This is a genomic window from Amycolatopsis sp. cmx-11-12 (assembly GCF_046269425.1).
In the GTDB taxonomy this organism is placed as follows: Bacteria; Actinomycetota; Actinomycetes; order Mycobacteriales; family Pseudonocardiaceae; genus Amycolatopsis.
In genome coordinates, this window is the sequence record NZ_JADNQM010000028.1 from 22,859 (window position 1) to 44,411 (window position 21,553).

17 protein-coding genes are annotated in these 21,553 nt (G+C 69.1%); 7 read left to right on the plus strand and 10 right to left on the minus strand.

What is annotated here, in order from left to right; all coding sequences use genetic code 11:
• Positions 1 to 3 precede the first annotated feature (3 nt).
• The 3 genes from ACLARN_RS31070 to ACLARN_RS31080 all read right to left on the minus strand — a co-directional run bounded on the left by ACLARN_RS31070 (position 4) and on the right by ACLARN_RS31080 (position 2,324).
• The gene (locus tag ACLARN_RS31070; protein ID WP_409495028.1) at positions 4 to 669 is read right to left on the minus strand and encodes a response regulator; all 666 of its coding nucleotides are present in this window, start codon (positions 667 to 669) and stop codon (positions 4 to 6) included.
• Complete coding sequence (locus tag ACLARN_RS31075; protein ID WP_409495029.1) at positions 666 to 1,832, minus strand: sensor histidine kinase; 1,167 nt, start codon at positions 1,830 to 1,832, stop codon at positions 666 to 668. The genes ACLARN_RS31070 and ACLARN_RS31075 overlap by 4 nt, the downstream gene beginning before the upstream one ends.
• A gap of 120 nt (positions 1,833 to 1,952) precedes the next feature.
• Entirely contained in the window at positions 1,953 to 2,324 is a 372-nt protein-coding gene (locus ACLARN_RS31080) for an MmcQ/YjbR family DNA-binding protein (RefSeq protein WP_409495030.1), read from the minus strand.
• A 114-nt stretch (positions 2,325 to 2,438) separates the two neighbouring features.
• On the opposite strand from ACLARN_RS31080, the gene ACLARN_RS31085 reads away from it, so the two are divergent.
• From ACLARN_RS31085 to ACLARN_RS31095, 3 genes are read left to right on the plus strand one after another with little or no spacing between them, the layout of a single operon-like run.
• Positions 2,439 to 3,653 carry an SGNH/GDSL hydrolase family protein gene (locus tag ACLARN_RS31085; RefSeq protein WP_409495031.1) on the plus strand — a complete coding sequence of 405 codons (1,215 nt, stop codon included), beginning with the start codon at positions 2,439 to 2,441 and terminating at the stop codon, positions 3,651 to 3,653.
• Positions 3,654 to 3,710: 57 nt separating this feature from the next.
• Positions 3,711 to 5,096, plus strand: coding sequence for an FAD-binding oxidoreductase (locus ACLARN_RS31090; RefSeq protein ID WP_409495032.1), 1,386 nt, complete (start codon positions 3,711 to 3,713; stop codon positions 5,094 to 5,096).
• Between the two features lie 26 nt (positions 5,097 to 5,122).
• Entirely contained in the window at positions 5,123 to 6,385 is a 1,263-nt protein-coding gene (locus ACLARN_RS31095) for a class I SAM-dependent methyltransferase (protein ID WP_409495033.1), read from the plus strand.
• 3 nt (positions 6,386 to 6,388) lie between these two features.
• On the opposite strand, the gene ACLARN_RS31100 is transcribed toward ACLARN_RS31095, so the two are convergent.
• Positions 6,389 to 8,002, minus strand: coding sequence for a thiamine pyrophosphate-binding protein (locus ACLARN_RS31100; protein WP_409495034.1), 1,614 nt, complete (start codon positions 8,000 to 8,002; stop codon positions 6,389 to 6,391).
• A complete protein-coding gene (locus ACLARN_RS31105; RefSeq protein ID WP_409495035.1) occupies positions 7,999 to 8,775 on the minus strand; it encodes a cyclase family protein in 777 nt (258 codons plus the stop codon). The genes ACLARN_RS31100 and ACLARN_RS31105 overlap by 4 nt, the downstream gene beginning before the upstream one ends.
• A 422-nt stretch (positions 8,776 to 9,197) precedes the next feature.
• Between ACLARN_RS31105 and ACLARN_RS31110 the strand changes: the two genes are divergently transcribed.
• A complete protein-coding gene (locus ACLARN_RS31110) occupies positions 9,198 to 10,451 on the plus strand; it encodes a DUF222 domain-containing protein (RefSeq protein ID WP_409495036.1) in 1,254 nt (417 codons plus the stop codon).
• Between the two features lie 58 nt (positions 10,452 to 10,509).
• Here the strand turns inward: ACLARN_RS31110 and ACLARN_RS31115 are convergent, their stop codons facing one another.
• The 4 genes from ACLARN_RS31115 to ACLARN_RS31130 all read right to left on the minus strand — a co-directional run bounded on the left by ACLARN_RS31115 (position 10,510) and on the right by ACLARN_RS31130 (position 13,831).
• Entirely contained in the window at positions 10,510 to 10,887 is a 378-nt protein-coding gene (locus ACLARN_RS31115; protein WP_409495037.1) for a hypothetical protein, read from the minus strand.
• Positions 10,845 to 11,867, minus strand: coding sequence for a deoxyguanosinetriphosphate triphosphohydrolase family protein (locus ACLARN_RS31120; RefSeq protein ID WP_409495038.1), 1,023 nt, complete (start codon positions 11,865 to 11,867; stop codon positions 10,845 to 10,847). The genes ACLARN_RS31115 and ACLARN_RS31120 overlap by 43 nt, the downstream gene beginning before the upstream one ends.
• 124 nt (positions 11,868 to 11,991) lie before the next feature.
• Positions 11,992 to 12,867 (minus strand): sigma-70 family RNA polymerase sigma factor, encoded by an 876-nt coding sequence (locus tag ACLARN_RS31125; protein ID WP_409495039.1) that lies wholly within the window; start codon positions 12,865 to 12,867, stop codon positions 11,992 to 11,994.
• A gap of 34 nt (positions 12,868 to 12,901) precedes the next feature.
• Positions 12,902 to 13,831, minus strand: coding sequence for a glycoside hydrolase family 16 protein (locus ACLARN_RS31130; RefSeq protein ID WP_409495040.1), 930 nt, complete (start codon positions 13,829 to 13,831; stop codon positions 12,902 to 12,904).
• Positions 13,832 to 13,952: 121 nt separating this feature from the next.
• On the opposite strand from ACLARN_RS31130, the gene ACLARN_RS31135 reads away from it, so the two are divergent.
• Genes ACLARN_RS31135 through ACLARN_RS31145 form a run of 3 tightly spaced genes read left to right on the plus strand, consistent with a single transcriptional unit; the run spans position 13,953 to position 18,403 of the window.
• On the plus strand, positions 13,953 to 14,663 hold the full coding sequence (locus ACLARN_RS31135; RefSeq protein WP_409495041.1) for a GntR family transcriptional regulator: 711 nt from the start codon (positions 13,953 to 13,955) through the stop codon (positions 14,661 to 14,663).
• Positions 14,664 to 14,715: 52 nt separating this feature from the next.
• Positions 14,716 to 18,114, plus strand: a complete 3,399-nt coding sequence (locus tag ACLARN_RS31140; RefSeq protein ID WP_409495110.1) for a TM0106 family RecB-like putative nuclease — start codon at positions 14,716 to 14,718, stop codon at positions 18,112 to 18,114.
• Entirely contained in the window at positions 18,107 to 18,403 is a 297-nt protein-coding gene (locus ACLARN_RS31145; protein ID WP_409495042.1) for a hypothetical protein, read from the plus strand. Before ACLARN_RS31140 ends, ACLARN_RS31145 begins: the two co-directional genes overlap by 8 nt.
• 1 nt (position 18,404) lies before the next feature.
• Here ACLARN_RS31145 and ACLARN_RS31150 read toward each other — a convergent pair whose 3' ends face one another.
• Positions 18,405 to 21,497 (minus strand): BTAD domain-containing putative transcriptional regulator, encoded by a 3,093-nt coding sequence (locus ACLARN_RS31150; RefSeq protein ID WP_409495111.1) that lies wholly within the window; start codon positions 21,495 to 21,497, stop codon positions 18,405 to 18,407.
• Positions 21,498 to 21,553: the final 56 nt, after the last annotated feature.

Genomic DNA, 21,553 nt, shown 5'->3' on the forward strand with positions numbered 1-21,553 from the left:
TGACTAGCCCGGCACCACGATCCCGTGATCGAACGCGTAGACGATCGCCGCCGCCCGGTCCCGCAACTGGAGCTTCGTGAAGATCCGTCCGATGTGGCTTTTCACGGTCACCTCCGAAATCACGAGTGCGGCGGCGATCTCCGCGTTGGTCAGCCCGCGGCCGATCGCCCGGAGGACGTCCTGTTCCCGCGGTGTCAGCAGTTCGGGGGAACGCCCGCCGCTGCCGTTCCCGGCGGCCTGCCGATACGCGGCGAGGACGCGGCCGGTGACCCCGGGGTCGAGCCAGGCGTCGCCCGCGGCGACCGCGCGCACGGCGCGGATCAGGTCTTCGGCGGGGGAATCCTTGAGGACGTAGCCCGCGGCACCCGCCCGCAGCGCGTCGGCCAGCAGGCTGTCGTCGTCGAAAGTGGTCAGCGCGAGCACCGGCGGATGACCACCGGAGCGCCGCAGCCTGCTGGTCGCCTCGACCCCGCCGACGTTCTTCATCCGCAGGTCCATCACGATGACGTCGACCTCGTTCGCGGCCAGCGCCGCGGGCACTTCCGAGCCGTCGCCGCATTCCCCCGCGATGACGAACCCGTCGCGACGCCGCAGGATGCGCCGCAGCCCGGACCTGGCCAGCTCCTGGTCGTCGACCAGCAGCACCCGGATCTCCTCGGCGGCGGTCACGGCTTGGCTCCCGGCACGGTGACTTCCACGATCCACTGCTTTCCGCTGGGCCCGGCGCTGAGGTCCGCGCCGAGCTGGGCCGCGCGGACGGCCATTCCCGCCAGTCCCGATCCGTCCTCGGACGAGCGCCGGACGGTCGCGGGGAGGGTGTTGCTGACGATGAGCTTCGCGCCCGACCGGCCGGCGTTCAGCCGGACCTCCGCGGTCGCGCCGGGGGCGTGCTTGACGACGTTGACAAGTGATTCCTGCACGATCCGGTAGAGACCCAATCCTTCCGAGGCGCCTACCCGGCCGAGGTCGCCTTCCTGTGTATAGCGCACGGCCAGTCCGGCGACCCGGGTGCGTTCCACCAGCGTCGCGATGTCCTCCACGCCCGGCAGCGGGGTGCTGCCCGACGGGGTGTCGGCGAGCAGGCCGACCGTGCGGCGGATGTCGGCCATCGCGGCGCGCCCCACCTGCTCGGCTTCGGTGAGCGCTTCGATCGCCTCGTCGACGTCGCGGTCCTGCTGCAACGCGCGCCGGGCCCCGGTCAGGTGCAGCAGCGTGATGCTGAGCGAGTGGCCGACGACGTCGTGTACCTCACGCGCGATCCGCTGGCGTTCGGCCAGCAGCGCCTTGTCCCGGGAAGCGTCGCGGTTGACTCGTTCGGCGTCCAGCACGCGGGTGTACCAGCGGACCATGAGCCCGCCGCTGAGGCCGAGCAGGATCGAGACCATGTACACCGGCCCGCCGACCAGCCCGCCCCAGATCCCCGCCACGACCAGGACCAGCTCACTCGCGACGGTGACGATGGCGATCCCCGTCGTCGTCCGCAGGACACTGCCCGCTTCGGTGGCCGCGACCAGCAGCAGCAACGGCGCGAAATCCGGGAGTACCGGCTCGAGGAGCAGGATCGAGGCCGCGACGATCAGCGCGGTCATCCGCACCCACGGCATGATCCAGGCGGTGATCGTCCAGACCACCGACGGCGCGATCACGAGCAGCCCGGCCAGCGCGATCGGCTCCGGCGGCAGCAAAGCGTCCCGTTGCACCAGCGCGACCGCTGTGAACACGAAGCTCACCGCGCTCGCGCACAACGCCCCCCACCAGGGCAGGGTCAGTCCGGCCCGGGTGAGACTGACCTGCACCCGTGCCCGGAACCGATCCACCAAGATCTCCAGCACGGGCATCAGCCTAGGAAGTGCCAGGAGGCGCGTCATCGTGCGGCGGGCGGCACCCGTCTCCGCCCACGGTAGGAGGCGGGGCGAGCACGGGCCGATGAAATCCGGATGAAACGCGGGCGCTCACTCCTGGCTGAGCCCGACCCACTTCAGCTTCTCCCGCTCCCGTTTCGGCAGGCTCGCGACGACGAGGTCGTAGGAGTCCTCGATCATCTCCCGGACGAAGTCGTCGGTCAGCGAACCGTCCAGCTCGACGGTGTTCCAGTGCTGCTTGTTCAGGTGGTAGCCGGGGATGATCGCCGGATGCTCGGCGCGCAACCGGACCGCCAGGTCGGGCTCGCATTTGAGGCTGATCCGCAGCGGCTTCGCCTTGAGCGGACTGAGCGCGAACATCTTGCCCGAGACCTTGAACACACTGTTGTCCTCGCCGAACGGGAACTCCTCCCGGGCGCCGGGGAGGCCGAGGCAGAGCTTCGCGAGAGCGGCAGGCTTCATGGCGTTCAGGCTAACCGGACCCTCCGACAGAAACCTGTCCTGTCCAGGGCGTTGACCGGTTGTCGGTGATTCATTGACGATGGGTGGAGCCGACTGGGTGGAGGCGAAACCGACATGCGCGTGAAGCATCTCGCCATCGCGGGAGTCCTGCTGCTGGGCGTCGTACCGGGAGCCGCGGCGGCCGCTCCATCGACTCAAGTGGAGAGCGTCGCCAAGAGCGAGTGGGTGGGGACCTGGGCGGCGGCGCCCGCGGCCGGGGTCGCCGGGACCGACAACGGCTACCCGAACTTCTCGATCCGCAACATCGTGCACACCAGCGCCGGCGGGCACGAGGTACGCGTTCGGCTGTCCAACGCCTTCGGCCGGACGCCGGTGCTGTTCGGCCGGGTGACCGTCGCGGTCGCCGCCGGTCCGGACACCGCGCAGGCGGTCCCCGGCACGATGCGCACGCTGACCTTCGGCGGCGACCGCGAGATCACCGTGCCGCCGGGCGCCGACGTCCTCAGCGACGGCGCGGCGCTGACCGTGCCGAGGGACGGCGACCTCCTGGTGACCACCTACACCCCGACGCCTTCCGGGCCGGTCACCTACCACCCGCTCACGATGCAGAACTCGTACTTCACCCGCGACGGCGACAAAGCCGCCGACGAGTCCGCGGCGGCGTTCCCCGAGAAGACCACGGTGTGGCACTACGTGTCCGGAGTGGACGTCCGGGGCCCGGGGCTGCGAGGCAGCGTCGTCGCGATCGGCGACTCGATCACTGACGGCGCCGTCTCGACCTGGGGCGCCAACCTGCGCTGGCCCGACCAGCTCGCCGACAAGATCAGCACGCGAATGGGCGTGCTCAACGCCGGGATCAGCGGGAACCGGCTCCTGCTCGACGGCGGCAACTACGGCGTCAACGCGCTGGCACGGCTCGACCGGGACGTGCTGAGCCAATCCGGCGCGCGGACGGCGATCGTGTTCGAGGGCATCAACGACATCCAGCAGACACCGCATCAGGCAGATCCGAACAAGATCATCTCGGCGCTGAAGCAGATCGCGACGAGGGCGCACGACCGCGGCCTGCGGGTGCTCGGCGCGACGATCACCCCGTGGAAGGGCTGGGGTTCGTACACGCCTCAGCTGGAGGAGACCCGGCAGGCGGTCAACCGGTTCATCCGCACCAGCAGGCTGTTCGACGGCTACATCGACTTCGACGCGGCGATCCGCGATCCCGCCGATCCGCAGCGGATCAAACCCGAGTACGACTCCGGCGATCACCTCCATCCCGGCGACAAGGGCTTCACCGCGATGGCGAACGCCGTCCCGCTGCCAGGACTCCGGTAGGAATAAGGGCTGCGCCAGGCGGTTCCGTGGGGCACGATGAACTGATGGCGATCAGGAATGATTAACGGCGACGGCGGAACCCGAGCGACGGCGCGACTTGTCCGATTCGCCGAGCACGAAGCGCGGGCGGAAGCGCTCCGGGCTCAACTGGCGGGCCTCCACGGCACGATCCGGCTGGCGAAACGGACATCGAACCTGTTCCGGGCGCGGACAGCGACGAGCACACCCGGCCTGGATGTCTCGGGTTTCACGCACGTGCTCGACGTCGATCCGCTGGCGCGCACGGCCGACGTCGAAGGCATGGTCACCTACGAGCAACTGGTGGACGCGACCCTGCGGCACGGGCTGATGCCGCTGGTCGTGCCGCAGCTCAAGACGATCACGCTCGGCGGCGCGGTCACCGGCCTCGGCATCGAGTCGTCGTCGTTCCGCAACGGCCTGGTGCACGAGTCGGTGCTGGAGATGGAGTTGCTCACCGGCGACGGCCGGATCGTCCTCGCCCGGCCGGACAACGAGCACAGCGACCTGTTCCACGGCTTCCCGAACTCGTACGGGACGCTCGGCTACGCGCTGCGGCTGAAGATCGAGCTGGAACCGGTCAAACCGTACGTGCGGCTCGACCACGTCCGGTACGACAACGCCGAGGAGTACTTCGCGGCGCTCGGCGAGGCCTGCCGCGACGGGTCGGCCGACTTCGTCGACGGAACGGTCTTCGGTCCTGGCGAGCAGTACCTGACGCTGGGCACGTTCACCACCTCCGCGCCCGCGACCAGCGACTACACTTGGCTCGACATCTACTACAAGTCGATCCGCGAACGCGGGACCGACCATCTGAGCGTCCGGGACTACCTGTGGCGCTGGGACACGGACTGGTTCTGGTGTTCGCGCGCGTTCGGCGTCCAGAGCAGGCTCCCCCGGCTACTGCTGGGCAGGAAGCTGCTGCGGTCGTCGGTCTATTGGAAGCTGGTGGCGCTCGACCGCCGGTTCGGGGTGGCCGCGAAACTCCTCAAGCTGCGCAGGCTTCCCCCGGAAGAGACCGTCGTCCAGGACATCGAGGTGCCGCTTTCGCGGGCCGCGGAGTTCCTGGACTTCTTCCGCCGCGAGATCCCGATCAGCCCGGTGTGGGTCTGCCCGCTCAAGCAGCGGCCGGGTGGCGTGAACTCGCCACTGTACGAAATGGACCCCGAAACGCTGTACGTCAACTTCGGGTTCTGGTCCGCGGTCCCACTGGACCCCGGCGAAGAACCGGATACGCACAATCGGCTGATCGAGGCCGAAGTGACGCGACTCGGCGGGCGGAAATCACTGTACTCGGACAGTTTCTATACCGAAGACGAGTTCTGGCGGCTGTACAACGGTGACGCCTACCGAAAACTGAAGACGGCCTACGACCCGGACGGCCGCCTACTCGACCTGTACGCGAAATGCGTGCGGCGGCGGTGACCGGGCTGGGAAGAAGAGAGAAGAACATGGGTGAGACGACGACCGTCGGGAAGATCTTCGAGCGATTGCTCGGCCCGAGCACCGAAGTGTCCATCACCGCCTACGACGGCAGCACGAGCGGTCCCGCCGACGCGCCGGTGTCGATCCAGGTCCGGTCACCGCTAGCGCTGACCTACCTGATGTCTTCACCGGGAGACCTCGGGCTCGCGCGTGCCTACGTCGCAGGCGCACTCGATGTGGACGGTGACCTCTACTCGGCGCTGCGGGCGCTGGTGGCACAGGTCGATCAGCTCAGCTCCGCGGATCGCTTGTGGCTGCTGCGCGAGCTCGGCCCCAGGCATCTGCGCCGCGTCGCGCCGCCCGCCGAAGAACTGCCGAGCCGATTCAAGCGTGTCGTCGACGGGCTGCGGCACTCGAAGGCGCGGGACAGCAACGCGATCGCGAACCACTACGACGTCTCGAACCGGTTCTACGAACTGGTGCTGGGTCCGTCGATGGCGTACACCTGCGCCGCGTATCCGTCCGCCGATTCGTCACTGGAAGAGGCGCAGGCGCACAAGTTCGACCTGGTGTGCCGGAAACTCGACCTCAAGCCGGGGATGCGGCTGCTGGACGTCGGCTGCGGCTGGGGCGGGATGGTGGAACACGCCGTCGCGCACTACGGCGTCGAGGCGCTGGGCGTCACCCTCTCGCGTGAGCAGGCGCAGTGGGCGCAGAAGGACATCGTGACCAAGGGGCTCGCCGACCGGGCCGAGGTGCGGCACCTCGACTACCGCGACGTCACCGAAACGGACTTCGACGCGGTGTCGTCGATCGGGCTCACCGAACACATCGGCGCCCGGAACCTGCCGTCGTACTTCCGTTTCCTCGCCGGGAAACTGAAGCCGCACGGCCGCCTCCTGAACCACTGCATCACCAACCCGGACACCTCCGTCCCGCACCGTTCACGCGGGTTCATCGACCGGTACGTGTTCCCCGACGGCGAACTGGAATCCGTCGGCGAGATCGCCACCGCGATGCACGACAGCGGGCTCGAGGTGCGGCACTCGGAGAACCTCCGCGAGCACTACGCCACCACCCTCGGTGCGTGGTGCGCCAACCTCGACGCGAACTGGGACGAGGCCGTCGCCGAAGCCGGCGCCGGGCGGAGCCGGGTCTGGGCGCTGTACATGGCCGCGTGCCGCCTCGCGTTCGAGCGGCGGGAGATCGAACTGCACCAGGTGCTCGGGGTGAAGGTCGGTCCGGACGGGGACTCGGGGATGCCGTTGCGGCCGGACTGGGGCGTCTAGGACTCAGTGACGGAAGGCTTCGGCGAGCCACCACGAGCCGCCGTCGTCGGCGATCTTGGCGTCGACGACGAGCGGCGCGTCCCGTGGTCCGCCGAGCCATTCCGTGACGGCGCCCAGGTCCTCGGCCGACCGCACGGTGACACCGTCGCAGCCGAAACCACGTCCGATCGCCGCGATGTCGGTGTCAGGGAACCGGACCGTGGTCATGTCCGCGTCACCGAAGTGGTGGATCTCGGCGCCGTACGCGGCGTCGTTGTAGACGATGACGACGAGCGGGATCTTCAGGCGTACGGCCGTTTCCAGCTCGGAAAGGGCCATATGGAAGCCGCCGTCACCGACGCCGAGCACCGGTAGCCTGTCCGGCCTGGCGAGCGCCGCGCCGATCGCGGTCCCCAGGCCGAGTCCGACGCATTGGAACGCCTGGGTGAAACAGAAGCCGTTCCCGTCGGGGACGGACAGATACGCGCTCGGGTAGCCCATGAAGTTGCCGGAGTCGATCGAGACCACACGTTCGGCGGGCAGGATCTCGTCGAGGCGGCGGCTGAGTGTGCGCGGGTCGATCCTCCCGCCGCCGGATAGGTCGTTATACGGGACGTCGTTCCACCGTGTTCCCGCGGAGATGCGCTGTCTCCCGGCGCTGTGACCACGCCTGTCGAGTTCCGCGTGGACGTCGGCGGCGGTGCTGGTGACGTCACCGACGACGCCGAGGTCGATCGGCCGGTGGGCGCCGAGCGCGGCCTGGTCGACGTCGACCTGGACCAGGCGGGCGTCCGGGCCGAGGAGCGTGCCGTGCCGGGTGGTCCACATGTTCAGCGCGCAGCCCCAGCCGATCACGAGGTCGGCGTCACCGATGAGGTCCGCCGCCCGCGGTGACGAAAAGCCGCCGGCGATCCCGACCGCGAAGGGATCGTCGTGGAAAAGACCGTGTGCCACCGCCGAAGTCGCCAGCAGCGCGCCGGAGATCTCCGCGAGTCCCCGCAGAGGCGCCGCGCTCGCCCGCGCACCACGACCGGCGATGAACACCGGCCGCCGCGCCTCGGCGAGGAGATCGGCCAGCTTCGCGACCGCCTCGGCGTCCGGCCGGATCGGCGACGGACCGGCGATTTCCGGTAACGAGACCGCTTCGGGCGCTTCCTGGGCTTGGACGTCGAGCGGAAGGCTGAGCAGGACGGTCCGGCGTTGCTGCCAGGCCGTCCGGTAAGCACGGACGGTGTCGGCGACCGCGGTCGCCGCGCTGTGGACGCGCTCCGGCACGGCGCCGACAGCGGTTCCGAGCGCGTCCTGGTCGATCCGGAAGTTCGACAGCACCGACGACGCCGCGGTGTCGGCGGTCAGGACGATCATCGGCGTCCGGCTCTTGGCCGCCTCGGTGATCCCGGTGAGCGCGTTGGTCAGCCCGACACCCTGGTGGAGACTCAGCACCGACACCTGGCCGCTCATCCGCGCGTAGGCGTCGGCCATACTCGCCGCGCCGCCCTCATGCCGCGCGGCGACGAACCGCACTCCGCCCGCCCGCAACCCGTTGGTGGCCACGAAATTGCCGCTGCCCACGACCCCGAACGCGGCTCCCACCCCGAGTTCCGCGAGGGTGCGGCCGACCAGCTCCGCGACGTTCATGCCCGCTCCACCAGCGCGTAGACCCTGGCGGGACTCCCGGAACCGCCGACGATCGGGAGCGGACTGACGACCAGCAGGGATCCGGTTGGCGGCAGGCTCGCCAGGTTCCGCAGCTGGGTCAAGCCGTGTTTTCCGGCGCCCAGAAGGAGTTCGTGACAGGGAAAGGCCGGTTCGAGGGCAAGCGCCTGTCCCGCGTCGGTGCCCACCGTCTCCACGCCGAACCCGGTGATCGGCGCCTCCTCCGCGAGCCAGCGGGCACACTCCGCCGAGACGCCCGGCGAATGCGGACCGTTCTCGTCGTTGTTGAGGAAGGCCTCCTGGTCGTGCGACCGGGCGTCCCACCCCGTGCGGTAAAGCAGCCAGCCACCATCGGGAAGCGGCCCGTTCTCGCGCTCCCACGCACGGATGTCGTCGATGGACAACAGGAAGTCCGGATCTTCGGCCGCACGAGCCGACGCGTCGAGCACCACCGCCGGGGCGACCAGCGTCCGCAGCGGCACCTCGGAGACGTCGTGGCCGTCCTTTCCCGACAGCCAGTGCACCGGGACGTCGAGATGGGTCCCGGTGTGCTCGCCGGTGTGGATGTTGTTCCAGTACCAGCGCGGCCCGCGTTCGTCGTACCGGCTGATCTCCTCCAGGCCGAACGGGATCGTGTTCGCGAACGGCTCCGGCAACTGGAGGATCGGCGTGCTCGCGCTCAACGGGGCGGTGAGGTCGACGACCTCGATCGTGCCCGTGGTGATCGCGGTGCTCAGCTGGGCCAACAACGACATGCGTGCCTCCCGGGGTGACTGCGGCGTCCGGATCACCTTAGGCCGGTTCGGGGCTGGGGTGGTGGGTGATTTGGGGACGGGTCCGCGGGCTGAGGTGGCCTGAGCTTGATCAGACGCACTCACGACCCTCGCGCCTCACGAGAGCCACTACCCCCAATGCCACATTGGAGACGCTCAGTGTTCCCAATGCCGCATTGGGGACACTGACCGCAGGACGTCGGCTGGGAGTCGGGCGTCGCGGCCGTCCCAGTGTCACCAGGGATCACAGTGTCGGGTAGCGAAAGACTCTTTCACTACCTTGAGAGTAGGGAAGGAGGCCTTCACCGGCTTTCGATAGAAACCTGCGAACAGAAAGCTCAATCAGCCTTCGAACACAGGTTTCCTTGGTCGAATATATGTTCGACAGATGGTATTCTGATGAGGTGTCCAGCAGACGAACCCTCGAACCGCCACAGGAGCTGTGGCGTGCCGGTGCGCGAGAACTCGCGCACGGTGTGGTCGAGCGGTTGTCGTTGGCACGGCAGGCTTTGGCGGAGATCGGGCAGTTCCTGGTGGAGATCGAGTCGCGCGGCCCGATGGAGTTGTTCGGGCACGGTTCCACCGCGGGCTGGTACGCCGAAACCGCCCGCATCACGCCCGAAGAAGCGCGTAAGACAGTAGCGCGGGCGAAAGCGGTGAACGACGGCCACAACCTCGACGGCACTCCCGCACCCGCGTCGGCACCGATCGCGGGTGCCGCCGCGGCCGAGGGCGACCTCGGCCACCAGCAACTCGACCCGCTCCTGGCAGCACTGAAAAAGATCCCCGCCGAGATCTCGGCCGAGGATCGCTCCGGCGCGGAACAGATCCTGGTCGACCTCGCCCGCCGCGCCGAGCCCCAGGAAATCACCAACGCCGGAGCCGATCTCCTGGCCCACCTCGACCCCGACGGAAGCGAACCCAAAGACGAAGACCTCAAACCACCCTCGCGCGAGGTGTTCCTCCGCAAACGTGACGACGGCTGGTGGCGACTCAATGGCCTGCTGGACCCCGAGTTCGGGGCACGGGCGAACGCGTTGTTCGAGACCTGGGGACAGCGAAGACCCGTCGACGACGACGGCAACCGGGATCCGCGCACTCCCGCCGAACGCCACGGCGACGCCCTCTTCGACGCCATCCACTACGCCATGACCAACGACAAGGCCCCGACCTTGTCCGGGGACCGCACCACCGTGGTCGTCACCATTCCCCTGGACTCATTGCGAACCGGGCTCGGAGCCGCCTGCGTGGACGGGGTCTCCCAGATCACCGCCCGCCACGCCCGCATGCTCGCCTGCGACGCCAAAATCATCCCCGCCGTACTCGGCACCGAAAGCGAGCCTTTGGATATCGGTCGAGCGGCCCGGACTGTCACTCCAGGGCAACGCCGCGCACTGAACCTCCGGGATCACGGCTGCGCCTTCCCCGGTTGTCGGCGGCGGCCCAAACATTGCGAAGCCCATCACATTTTGCCGTGGGGCGAACTCGGCGACACGGACCTGCACAATCTGTGCCTGCTCTGCCGCTACCACCACCTGGTCATCCACGGACTTTCCGGCTGGCAAGTCCGGATGGCGGCCGATGGCCGACCGGAATTCGTTCCGCCGCAATACCTGGACCCGCTACAGAAGCCCAGGCGCAACACAATCCACAGCTGAACCCGAGGAGCCCGCCACCACACCGGCGACGGGCCCCTCGGCATGCCCGGAGGCTTACTCAGTTGAACCAGGTACCGAACATCGAACTCTGCGACCGACCCGCCAGCCGCTGCCCGAGATCGACGGCCTGCGCCTCGGTGAGCAGGCAGATGTAGTCGGTGACCGCCCGAGCGCACCGAGCCTCCTTGTTCTTCTCAAAGCTTCCCTTCACTGCTTCGCCATTTGCGATATCGCGATAGATCACTCGAAGCTGAATGGGGATCTTCGGACTGTTCGGCGACTTCTCCAGGCACGTGATCAATCGATCGAAGAGTGAGCCGATGATCCTCTTCTGACCTTCCTGTTGTATCGCCAGCGGCGGCCTGTCGATCACGTAGAACCACGTGAGCTCTTTCAGCGCCGCGACCCGGTACTGACTTTCCAGATCGATCTCCACGTAGGGGCTTCGTCGATGATCCTGACCGCCTGCACGAACCTGGTTAGATGATCACTGGTGATCATGTTCATCCGAACACGATTCCTGCGGGTGTCCCAGCACTGCGACTGAAGGCGGTCACCGAACTCGTCGATGATCATTTCGAGTTCATTTCGGAAGCGGGACTCGTCGAATCCGTTGTTATTCTTCAACCGGCGGATCCCGTGCTTGACTATGCGCTTCCGATCGACCGGCAAGCCACGCAAGGGGATCAACCCCGCCCGGAAGTAGTCTTCGAGGTCATGGGTCGCGTAGCTGATGTCGTCAGCCCAGTCCATCATGATCGCGTTCGCGGATCTCAACTCACCATGACTGCCCTGTCGAACCCATTCGAAGTCATCCCGTTCGGTCTGGTACGCCCCCCACTTGTCGCCGTAGCCACGGTCAGTCCACAAGGCCGTGGTCTTGCACGAGTCGCAGGGCTTGAGGCGCGGATACTTGAGGATCGCGTTCAACGTCGCCCGTGTCAGATTGAGACCCTTGTGTTCCTTCTTCCGGCGGGCGAGTTTCGTCACCACTCGGAAAGACTGCGCGTTCCCTTCGAAACCTTCCAACCCGGCGACCTGGGTCAGGCGGGCATCGAGCACTTCCTCGGCGATGTGACCGAACGGCGGATGCCCGATGTCGTGCACGAGTCCCCCCGTCTCGACGACATCCTCGTTCAAATCCGATCCCTCCGGAAAACCCTGCCCCGGATCGCCGGATTGATAACGCAGGTGCTGCACGAGTCTTCGGCCCATCTGCGCGACTTTGAGACTGTGCGTGAGCCGGTTGTGCAGCACAAGTTGCTCATTGACCGCGGCGACCTGTGCGACACCGGCGAGCCGCCGGAACGCGGAAGAATAGAGGACCCGGTCCCGATCCCGCTGATAAGCGTCCCGATAAGACGGTGACTCCTTCACAGCATGGCGCCGGACATTTCCGAACGTCCCCTCGGGCATTGCCGCCTCCTTGTCGTGTTTTCGACAGCCTTGACAAGGAGGCGGCAAATAGCCGGAAACCGTTAACACCTCACCGGAGTGACGGGTTCATCGGTATACGTTCGCGACCGAACCGCAACCGGGGTCAGCCTTCCAAGATCACCAAGTCCAGTCCCTGCAACCGTTCCCGGTCCGCGATGACGTCGATCTCGGTGATCTTCCCGTCCACGAACGAGAACGCGAGCACCACCGAGGGACGTCCCTCGTCGGCCATCACGAGACCGACGCCGCCGTTCACCAGCGCGAGTTGCGTGATCCGCGCCCGCACCGAGGCGGCCGCGGCACCGCGAGCCACGACGGAAGCGCCCTGCAGGAAGATCGGCGTGCGCGACGGGCCCGCCGCCTTGTCCGCGCGGAGGACGACGTCGGGGTGGAGCAGTTCGAGGAGCGCTTCGAAGTCCCCGCCCCGGGCGGCGGCCAGGTAGGCGTCGACGACTTGGCGCCGTCGCGCGAGGTCTGGTTCCGTGGCGGCGGAGCGGCCCTGGACGCGGCGGCGGGCGCGGCTCGCGAGTTGCCGGGCGGCGGCCGGGGTGCGGTCGATCAGCGGGGCGATCTCGTCGAAAGGTACCGCGAACATGTCGTGCAGCACGAACGCGAGTCGTTCGGCCGGGGCAAGGGTGTCCAGGACCACCAGCATCGCCAGCCCGATCGAGTCGGCGAGCACGGCGTCGGCGGCGGGGTCGACCGTAACGTCGACGGGCTCGGACGACGCGGCGTCGAGCGGCTCTTCCCGGCGGTGATCGCGTGAGCGCAACACGTTCAGGCACACCCGCGCCACCACCGTGGTCAGCCAGCCGCCGAGGTTCTCGATCTCCGCGGCATCGGTCCGGTCGAGCCGCAGCCAGGTGTCCTGGACGGCGTCTTCGGCCTCACTGGCCGAGCCCAGCATCCGGTACGCCACCGCCCGCAGCCTCGTCCGGTGCTCCTCGAACCGTTCCGTCAGCCGATCCCGCTCGTCCACCGCACTCCTCGTTCCCACAGAACCCCGTTCACATCTAACAACCCCCGAGACCGTCGGTGAACCGCACACCCGAAGACCGGTACGAAGCGGCCCGTTCGACGGCCACAGCCGGTGTCAGAACCTCGTTCTTCGCGTAGTAGACCCAGTCCACCTGTTCGAGGTAGGTGCTCGTGCCACCGCTGTGCTGGGTGAGGTCGATGAACCACTGGTTGACGTTCAAGGACATGTCCTGCCTCGGGTACACGTCGAACGGGCCGCCGCGATCGTGGTCGGCGACCAGCTCGCCGTCGATGTAGTACCGGACATGGCCGTCGGACACGGTCGCGGCCACGGAATGCCAGCCGTCGATGCTGCGGCGCTGGGAGCTGCTCTTGTTCTCGGCGTACCAGGGGTCCGGCGTGTAGGTGTGCCAGCTGGTCTGGAAGTTGACCGGCCCCGCCTCGCCCCAGCCGCCGTTCGGCAGGTACTCCGAGAAGTCCAGCTCGCTGTAGATCGGGTCGTTGTCGTAGCGCAGCGGGCTGATCGTGAAGAACGTCTGGTTGATCCGGTCGCCGTCGGGGCCGGACTCCGGCGCGTCGGAGAACCGGATCCGCGCGGCGTAGGTCCCTTCGAAGAACCGCCGGTCGGGCTGCATGATCTCGGTCTGCGTCGTACCGGCGGGCGTGCCGTCGGTGGCCGAGGCCAGCTGCAACACCTTGTCCCCGCCGGACGTCGGGAACGTGATGCCTTCCGGAGCCCATCGCGCGCCCGCGACGCCGGGCCCGCCGCCACCGGAGCGCACCTGCCAGCCGTGCTGCGAAAGGAGCCCGTCGGTGTGCGAGGCGTAGTGGAAGTCGTCGAACAACGCCCCGCAAGCGGCCGCTCCGGTCGCGGTACCCGGTGCCAGCCCGAGAGCGGCGACCGACAGCGCGGCGACGGCGGCGAAACGGAACTTTCCTGTGTTCGACAAAACAGTGTTCGACATCGCACTCTCCTTTACCAGTGGTCAGCTTCTCTCAAGCTCCCGCCGGGAAGTGGTAAAGTCAATAGGTCTAGACAAGTTGTCCACCAGCCAATTCGTGACGACCACTGGGTAGGCTGTGGTCATGCGGCGGACAGAGGTCAAGGAGCGGCTGCGCAAGCTCATCGAGCGGCGGCAACCGGGCGAAGTCCTGCCGTCGGAACGCGCGCTGAGCACCCAGATCGGTGTCTCGCGCCCGACGCTGCGAGCCGCGATCGACGAACTCGCGAGGGACGGTCTCGTCGTCCGCGAGCACGGCCGCGGCACGTTCACCGCGCCACGCAAGATCTCCCAGGATCTCTTGCCAGCCACCGGCGGCGATCAGTTCGCCCCGCCCGCCGAGGGCCACTGGACGAGCAAGGTCGTCGACTTCCAGATCACGCCGGCTGGGGCGAGGCTCGGCAAACGGCTCGAGGTCTCCCCCAGCCGCCCGCTGGTGGCCGTCACGCGTCTGCGGATCGTCGAAGAGGCGCCGATGGCGATCGAGCGGATCCTCGTCCCGCGTGAGATCGTGCCGGACATCACGCGCGGCGACTTCGAGTCGGGATCGTTCTACGAACTGCTTCGCACGCGGTACGAAGTCCTGCCGTCGACGGCCGTGCAGATCACCGAACCGACCGTCACCGACCCCGACGAATCCGGCCTGCTCGGCGTCCCGCAGCACTCCCCCGCGCTGCTGTTCGAACGCACCACTCGCGACCCCGACGGCCGTGTGATCGAGTACACCCGCTCGATCTACCGCGGCGACCGCTACCGGATCACCTCGCACCTGAAGTTCGACCACACCTCCGGCTGACTCCGGCGTGCCGGGGCCGCCCGCGAGGGAGTCCATGTCAGACTCCCGGGCGATGTACACCCCGTCCGATCTCGCCGACCTGCTCGAATGCGAGCACCGCAGCGTCCTGAACCAGGCGCTGGCCGCCGATCTCCCCGGGGCGCCGCGGCCGGGCTCCGGGCCGGATCAGCTGGCGGTCACCCATGGGCGCGCGCACGAGGCCGCGACTTTGGACAAGCTGCGCGGCGAGAAGAGCACCGTCGTCGAGATCGACGAACGCGACCCGGTCGTCGCCGCGAAGGCCACCGAGGAGGCGCTACGGGCCGGTGCTCCGGTGATCTACCAGGCTGTCTTCCACGACGGCGAGTTCTCCGGCAGGGCCGACTTCCTGATGCGGGACGACGAAGGCCGCTACGAGGTGTACGACACGAAGCTGGCCAGGCACGCGAAGCCCGCCGCGGTGGTCCAGTTGACCGCGTACGCCGACGCGCTGCGCCGGGCGGGCTGGCCCAGTGGCCCGCGAATGCACCTGCTGCTCGGCGATCACAGCACCCGCTCGTTCCGCGTCGACGACTTCCTCCCGCTGGTGGACCGGCTCCGCGCCCGCCTGCGGAACCGGCCGCCCACCCTGCCGGTCCCGCTGTGGGCCGACGAACGGCCCGCTTGCGGTGGCTGCTCCTACGCCTCGCACTGCGCGAGCGCCCGCGAGGCCGATCGCGATCTTTCGCTGGTGGCGGGGATGCGCGGTGACCAGCGGCGCAAACTCGTCGCCGCCGGACTGGACACCATCGACACGCTCGCGGAGGCGACACCGGAAGACCGGCCGCGCGACATCTCGGTGACCTCGTTCACCACCTTGCGCGCGCAGGCCGCGATCCAGGTCCGCCAGGACGCCACCGGTGAGATCGCCTACGAGATCATCGATCCCGGCGCGCTGGCGGAACTGCCGCCGCCCGCACCCGGTGATGTCTTCTTCGACATGGAAGGCGATCCGTACGCGCTGGCAGGTGAGGGGCTCGAATACCTCTTCGGCGCGGTGACCGCCGAAGAGACCACGCAGTTCACGCCGTTCTGGGCGCACAACCGGTCGCAGGAGAAGCGAGCCTTCGAGGAGTTCGTCGACTTCGCCACCGCGAGGCTCGCGGAACATCCCGGTTCGCACGTCTACCACTACGCGCCGTACGAGGTCACCGCGATCAAGCGGCTCGCCGCGGTGCACGGGACCCGCGAGGACGCCGTCGACCACCTGCTGCGCAGCGGCGGACTCGTCGATCTGTATGCCGTGGTGCGTAAGGCACTCCGGGTCTCGCAGCGGTCGTATTCCATCAAGTACCTCGAACCGCTCTACATGCCCGAAGCCCGCGACGGCGACGTGAAGACGGCGGTTTCGAGCATCGAGGCCTACGAGGAATACCTGACGCTCACCGCCTCCGGCGAGACCGAGCACGCGGACGAAGTGCTGCGCGGGATCAGCGACTACAACGAATACGACTGCGTCTCCACGCTGCGGCTGTTCGAGTTCCTCCACAAGATCCGCGCGGAGGAAGGGATCGCGCTCGCCGAGCCGCTGGAAGAGTCCGATGTGGACGCTCTGCTCCGCGAGACCGAAGAGGACGTCGCGGCGCAGAAACGCGCGGAACGCGCCGCGCAGCTGGCCGCGCTGGTCGATCCGCTGCTGGACGGGCTGCCCGACGATCCGGCCGAGTTCACCGGCGAGGACCGCGCCCGCGCACTGCTGGCCGCTTCCGTCGGCTACCACCGCCGCGAGACGAATCCGGCGTGGTGGGAGTACTTCCGCCAGCTCGCCGCCCCGCTGGGCGATCTGGAGACCGACAACGCGTGCGCCGTCCCGGTGGCCATGGAGGCCGGGGAATGGGTGCCGCCTTCGGGCCGGGTCCGCAAGGCGAAGCGGTCGCTGATGCTCCGCTGCGACCCGGACCGGCCACATCCCTTCGCCCCCGGCGACGACGTCCGCCTGCGCTACGGGGCCGCGGCGCGGGACGCCAAGGTCGTCTCGGCCACCGCCGTCGAACTGACCCTCGAGGAAAGCTGCCCGCCCGACGAGACCACCGCCGACCGGCCGGTCGCCGTGTTGCCCGGCAGCCCGGTCCGGCCCTCCCCCAAGGACGACGCGGTCGCGGACCTCGCCCGCCTGGTCGTCGACGCGCTGCCGACGCTGCCCGCTCATCCCGGTGTCGACCTGCTCCGGCGCACGACGCCCCGGCTGCGCGACGACCAGACCCTGCCCGAACCGGGCACCGACCTGGTGAACACCGTGATCGACGCGGTCGAGAAGCTGGACGGTTCCGCGCTGGCCGTCCAAGGTCCGCCCGGCGCGGGCAAGACCTACCTGGCCGGCAGGCTGATCGCGAAGCTCGTACGCGCGGGCAAGACGATCGCCGTCACCTCGACCAGTCACAAGGCCGTGGAGAACGTGCTGTCGGCCGCGCTGAAGAACGCGCCGGACCTGCCGTGCGCCAAACGCGCCAAGCGGACCCCGGATCCGGCCGCGCCGTGGGAGCAGCCGAAGACCAATCCCGCGCTGGTGAAATGGCGAGAGGAGCACGACACCGGCCATCTGGTCGGCGGGACCGCGTGGACGTTCGCGAACGCCGCGATCCGCGAGGAGCCGTTCGACCTGCTGATCATCGACGAGGCGGGCCAGTTCGCCCTCGCCGACGCGCTCGCGGTGTCGATGTGCGCCAAGAACCTCCTGCTGCTGGGCGATCCACAGCAGTTGCCGCAGGTCGTGCAGGGCACGCATCCCGCGGGCGCCGAGGCGTCCGCGCTGGGGCATCTGATCGGCGAGGCCGACATCATCCCGGCCGAACTCGGCTACTTCCTCGACGAGACCCGCCGGATGCATCCGGCCGTGTGCGCGCCGGTCTCGCGGCTGTCCTACGCGGGCCGCCTGCACTCGCATCCCTCGGCGGCCGAGCGGACGATCGACGGCGTCGAAGCGGGCCTGTACCTGGCCGAAGTCGACCATCACGGCAACACGACGCGTTCGGTCGAGGAGGCCGAGGCGGTCACCGCCCTCGTGGCCGATCTCCACGGCCGCGCCTGGACCGACCACGGTGAGCCCCGGCCGCTCGGCGACGAGGACATCCTGGTCGTGGCGCCGTACAACTTGCAGGCCCGCGTCGTGGCCCGCGCCCTGGACCAGGCCGGGCATCCCGGCGTGCGGGTGGGCACCGTGGACCGGTTCCAGGGGCAGGAGGCGCCGGTGGTGATCACCACGATGACCTCGTCGTCGGCGATCGACCTGCCGCGTGGCCTGGACTTCCTGCTCTCCCGCAACCGGCTCAACGTGGCCCTCTCGCGGGCGCAGGCGCTCGCCATCGTGGTCTGCTCGCCGAGGCTGGTCGAGGCCGACATCCGCACGGTCGAGCAGATGCGCCTGGTCTCGGGCATGCTCGGTTTGATGACCGAAGCCGTACCCTGGCGGCAAGGACGGAGTGACCATGAGTGAGAACAGTCCGGAGAAGAAGCCGGAAATCCTCGACGCCGAGATCGTCGAAGAGGCCCCGACCCCTCCGGTCGAGGTTCCGGACCCGGACTACAGCGAGTCCGGGGTGCCCTCGTTCGACCACGTTCGGGACCGGATCGAGCAGCGGTACACGACCTCGCTGGGCTCGACCGAACTCGCCGGCCTCGGCGGCAAGGAGGACGTGGCCTCGCTGGACAAGAAGATCGCCGACCGCGACAAGGCCGCCAAGGACAAGCTGGCCGAGATCCGCCGCGCGATGCGGGAGCAGTGAGCTAGCCCGCCCAGTGCGGTGAACCGGCCTTCACCGCGATCGCGTGCGACTGCCGGTAATGCGCGGCGGCCGCTTCCTGACGACCTAGAGCAGTGGCGAGATCACCGAGGTAGTGGGCGACCGGGCGGAGGGTGACCATTCCGCTCCCCGCCCCGGCGATCTCGCCGTCGGCGGGCAGAAGGTCGGCGTAGAGGCGTTCCATCACCGGCCGGTCGCCGTGTTCGATCGCGACGACGGCGTGCAGGCAGGTGCGGGCCTCATACAACAGATCCCGGGGCGAGTCCGGAATCGGGAGTACCGGGCGGCACCAGCTTTCGTAAGCGCCGTAACGTGTTTCGCCCGCGTCCGGCGGCAAGCCCCGCTGGATCCGGTCGCAGTGCAAGGCGAGAGCCAGGATTCCGTTGCCCACTCCGGACATGGCCGTTCCGGCGAGCCCCGCCGCCGCGGCGCGATAGGCGGCTTCCCCGCCCGAGCCGCTCATCGCGGTCCGCGTCGCGCGATACCACCGGGTGAAGACTTCGACGAGCGGAGAGCCGTACTTCTCCCCGAGTTCGTCCGCTGACGCGGCGTGCCGGTCCGCCGCCGCGAAATCCGCGAGCGCGCTCCTCGCCTGCATGAGCACCAGGTGTCCGAGGATCTCGAACGTCACCAGCCGGTGCCGCGACGCGAGGTCGACCAGTTCCGCGCCGATCTCGGCTCGCTGGGGTGCCAGCCCCGCCCGGTCGAAGGAGTGCAGAAACCGGGCGTTGAGCGCGAACGCCAGCAACGCGGGGTCGTCGAGCCGTCGTGCGAGTGCCTCGGCTTCCCGTGCCGCGTCGCGCGCCCGCCGCCCACCCGCGTTCCGCAGTTCGACGGCGAGCGTGGCCAGCAGGCGGCATCGCTCGGCGGTCCGTTCGGCGGGCAGCGCGGCAAGGGTCCGTTCGACGGCGTCCGCGATCCGGGAGGCCAGTTCCGGGTCGTCGCTTTCGGTCCAGACGGCGGGGACGTCGAAGGCGCCGATCACCCGCGCGGTCAGGAGCGGCTCGTCCAGTTTTTCCGCCAGTTCCAGCGCTTCGGCCCGATGCCGCCGGGCTTCGCCGAGGCCGCCGGACACGGCCGACGCGCGGGCCTTGCCCATGATCAGCTCCAGCCGCGTCTCCGCGTCCGAAGCGCCGGACCGGTCGTACGCGGTGATCGCGGCGTCCCAGAGTCTCGCTGCTTCTGCTGGGGCGAAACGGCTTTCCGCCTTTTCCGCGGCCGCTCGCGCATAGTGCGCGGCCCGGTCGGCGCGCTCCTCGGACAGCACGAAATGGTGCGCCAGCGCGTCGACGTCGTCCGGGCGCAGGCTTTCCAGCGTTTCGGCGATCCTGCCGTGCTCGCGGGCACGCCGCGAACGAGAGAGATCGTGGTAGAGCGTATCCCGCACGAGAGCGTGCGCGAACCGGAACCGGTGCGGCGCCCGCTCGGTCAGGAATCCGTGCCGGACCGCGATTTCGACCGCGTCGAGCGCGGTTTCCCCCGCCAGGGCTTCGAGCAGGCCCAGGTCGACGTCGGTGCCGATCACCGCGGCCCGGCGCACGACTCCGCGAGCCTCGTCCGGGAGCGCCTCCACCCGATGCCGGACGACGTCACGGACGCCCGGCGGCACCGTGTCCAGCGCGGCCGGGCCCTCGGCGGCCAGCAGCCGGGCGAGTTCGCGGACGAAGAAGGCGTTCCCGCCGCTGCGCCGAAGGATCACCCCGGCGGTTTCCGCGTCGATCTCCTGCCCGGTCGTGGCGCGGACCAAGTCGGCGACCGCGGTCTCGGGCAGGCCGCCGAGGTAGACGCGCACCGGTTCGGCGCGAGCCGCCCGGCCGAGGAAGTCCGTCAGGCGCGAGGACGGGTCGGTGCCGCGATAGGTCGCGACGATCAGCACCGGCTCGGCGAGCACCGAGGTCAGCAACGCCAACGTCTCCTCACCTGCCCAGTGCAGGTCGTCGAGGACGAGCAGGAGAGGCTCGGCGCCGGTCAGATAGGACGCGACCGCCTGATGCCATCGCCAGCGCGCGGCCACCGGGTCTTTGGTGACCGGGTCCGCCGGCGGCGGGGTCCCGTATCCGGCGTCGGCGAGCGAGGCCAGGATCCGGCTCCACGCGTAGGCGGGCGGCAAGCCCTCGTCGTCGGGATTGCCGCCCCAGGCCGTGGTCCAGCCCTGCGCGGCGAGCCGGGCGGAGAACGCCTCGACGAGCGCGGTCTTCCCCACCCCGGCGTCGCCCGAGACGAGCACCAATCGCGACCGACCTCTGGAGACGGCCTCCGTCAGCCGGGTCAGCTCCGCGTCGCGGCCGACCAGTGGCCGCTCGGCGGTCTTGGGCACGGACGGCTCCAGCCGGGGTGCCTGCGCCAGGATGTCGGCCTCCAGGTCACGCAGGCCTGCACCCGGATCGACGCCGAGTTCGTCGGCGAGCAGCTTGCGCGTGGTCCGCAACACCGCCAGCGCGTCACCCTGCCGCCCGGAGCGGTAGAGCGACAGCGCCAGCAGCCGGGAACCGTTCTCCCGCAACGGGTATTCGCGCACCTGCGGTTCGAGATCGGGGATCGCCTCGGCCGCTCGCCCGAGTACGAGGAGGGCTTCGGCGCGGAGTTCCCCTGCCAGCAGCCGGAGTTCGGTCAGCCGGGAGATCTCGCCACGCGCCCAGCCCTCCTCGGCGAACTCGGCGTAGGCGGGCCCGCGCCACAGCGCGAGCGCGGTGTCCACTTGCGACAGTGCGGCGTCCGCCCGTCGGGCGTCGATCAGCTCGCGGGCGGCGGTGACGGCGGCCTCGAAGTCCCAGGCGTCGACGGAGTCCGCGCGGAGAGCGTAGCCGCGGGCGACCGTGACGAGCAGCCGCGCGGGCTCACGGGGCGCGCGGTCCGGCTCCAGTGCGCGGCGCAAGGCACCGACGAACGTCTGGACGGCGCCGACCGCGCCCTCCGGCGGACGCTCCCACAGGTCGTCGACCAGGCGTTCCACCGGCACGACCCGGCCGCGCGCGATCAGCAGCCTTGCCAGCACCGCGCGGTGCCGCGGGCCCTTGAGCCCGACGTCACCCCGCGCGTCCCCGGCCACGAGCGGGCCGAGCACCCCGAACCGCATCGCCACCTCCTGGCTCACCGACGGTGATCATCGTGCCCCGGCCGCTCGGTCGTCGC

Bases quoted from the DNA above. Each gene is read 5' to 3' on its own strand.
- ACLARN_RS31080 (WP_409495030.1), bottom strand. From the start codon at position 2,324: ATGAAGCCTGCCGCTCTCGCGAAGCTCTGCCTCGGCCTCCCCGGCGCC.
- ACLARN_RS31135 (WP_409495041.1), top strand. From the start codon at position 13,953: ATGCGGCGGACAGAGGTCAAGGAGCGGCTGCGCAAGCTCATCGAGCGG.
- ACLARN_RS31140 (WP_409495110.1), top strand. From the start codon at position 14,716: ATGTACACCCCGTCCGATCTCGCCGACCTGCTCGAATGCGAGCACCGC.
- ACLARN_RS31120 (WP_409495038.1), bottom strand. From the start codon at position 11,867: ATGCCCGAGGGGACGTTCGGAAATGTCCGGCGCCATGCTGTGAAGGAG.
- ACLARN_RS31100 (WP_409495034.1), bottom strand. From the start codon at position 8,002: ATGAACGTCGCGGAGCTGGTCGGCCGCACCCTCGCGGAACTCGGGGTG.
- ACLARN_RS31085 (WP_409495031.1), top strand. From the start codon at position 2,439: ATGCGCGTGAAGCATCTCGCCATCGCGGGAGTCCTGCTGCTGGGCGTC.
- ACLARN_RS31130 (WP_409495040.1), bottom strand. From the start codon at position 13,831: ATGTCGAACACTGTTTTGTCGAACACAGGAAAGTTCCGTTTCGCCGCC.
- ACLARN_RS31145 (WP_409495042.1), top strand. From the start codon at position 18,107: ATGAGTGAGAACAGTCCGGAGAAGAAGCCGGAAATCCTCGACGCCGAG.
- ACLARN_RS31090 (WP_409495032.1), top strand. From the start codon at position 3,711: ATGATTAACGGCGACGGCGGAACCCGAGCGACGGCGCGACTTGTCCGA.
- ACLARN_RS31150 (WP_409495111.1), bottom strand. From the start codon at position 21,497: ATGCGGTTCGGGGTGCTCGGCCCGCTCGTGGCCGGGGACGCGCGGGGT.
- ACLARN_RS31105 (WP_409495035.1), bottom strand. From the start codon at position 8,775: ATGTCGTTGTTGGCCCAGCTGAGCACCGCGATCACCACGGGCACGATC.
- ACLARN_RS31095 (WP_409495033.1), top strand. From the start codon at position 5,123: ATGGGTGAGACGACGACCGTCGGGAAGATCTTCGAGCGATTGCTCGGC.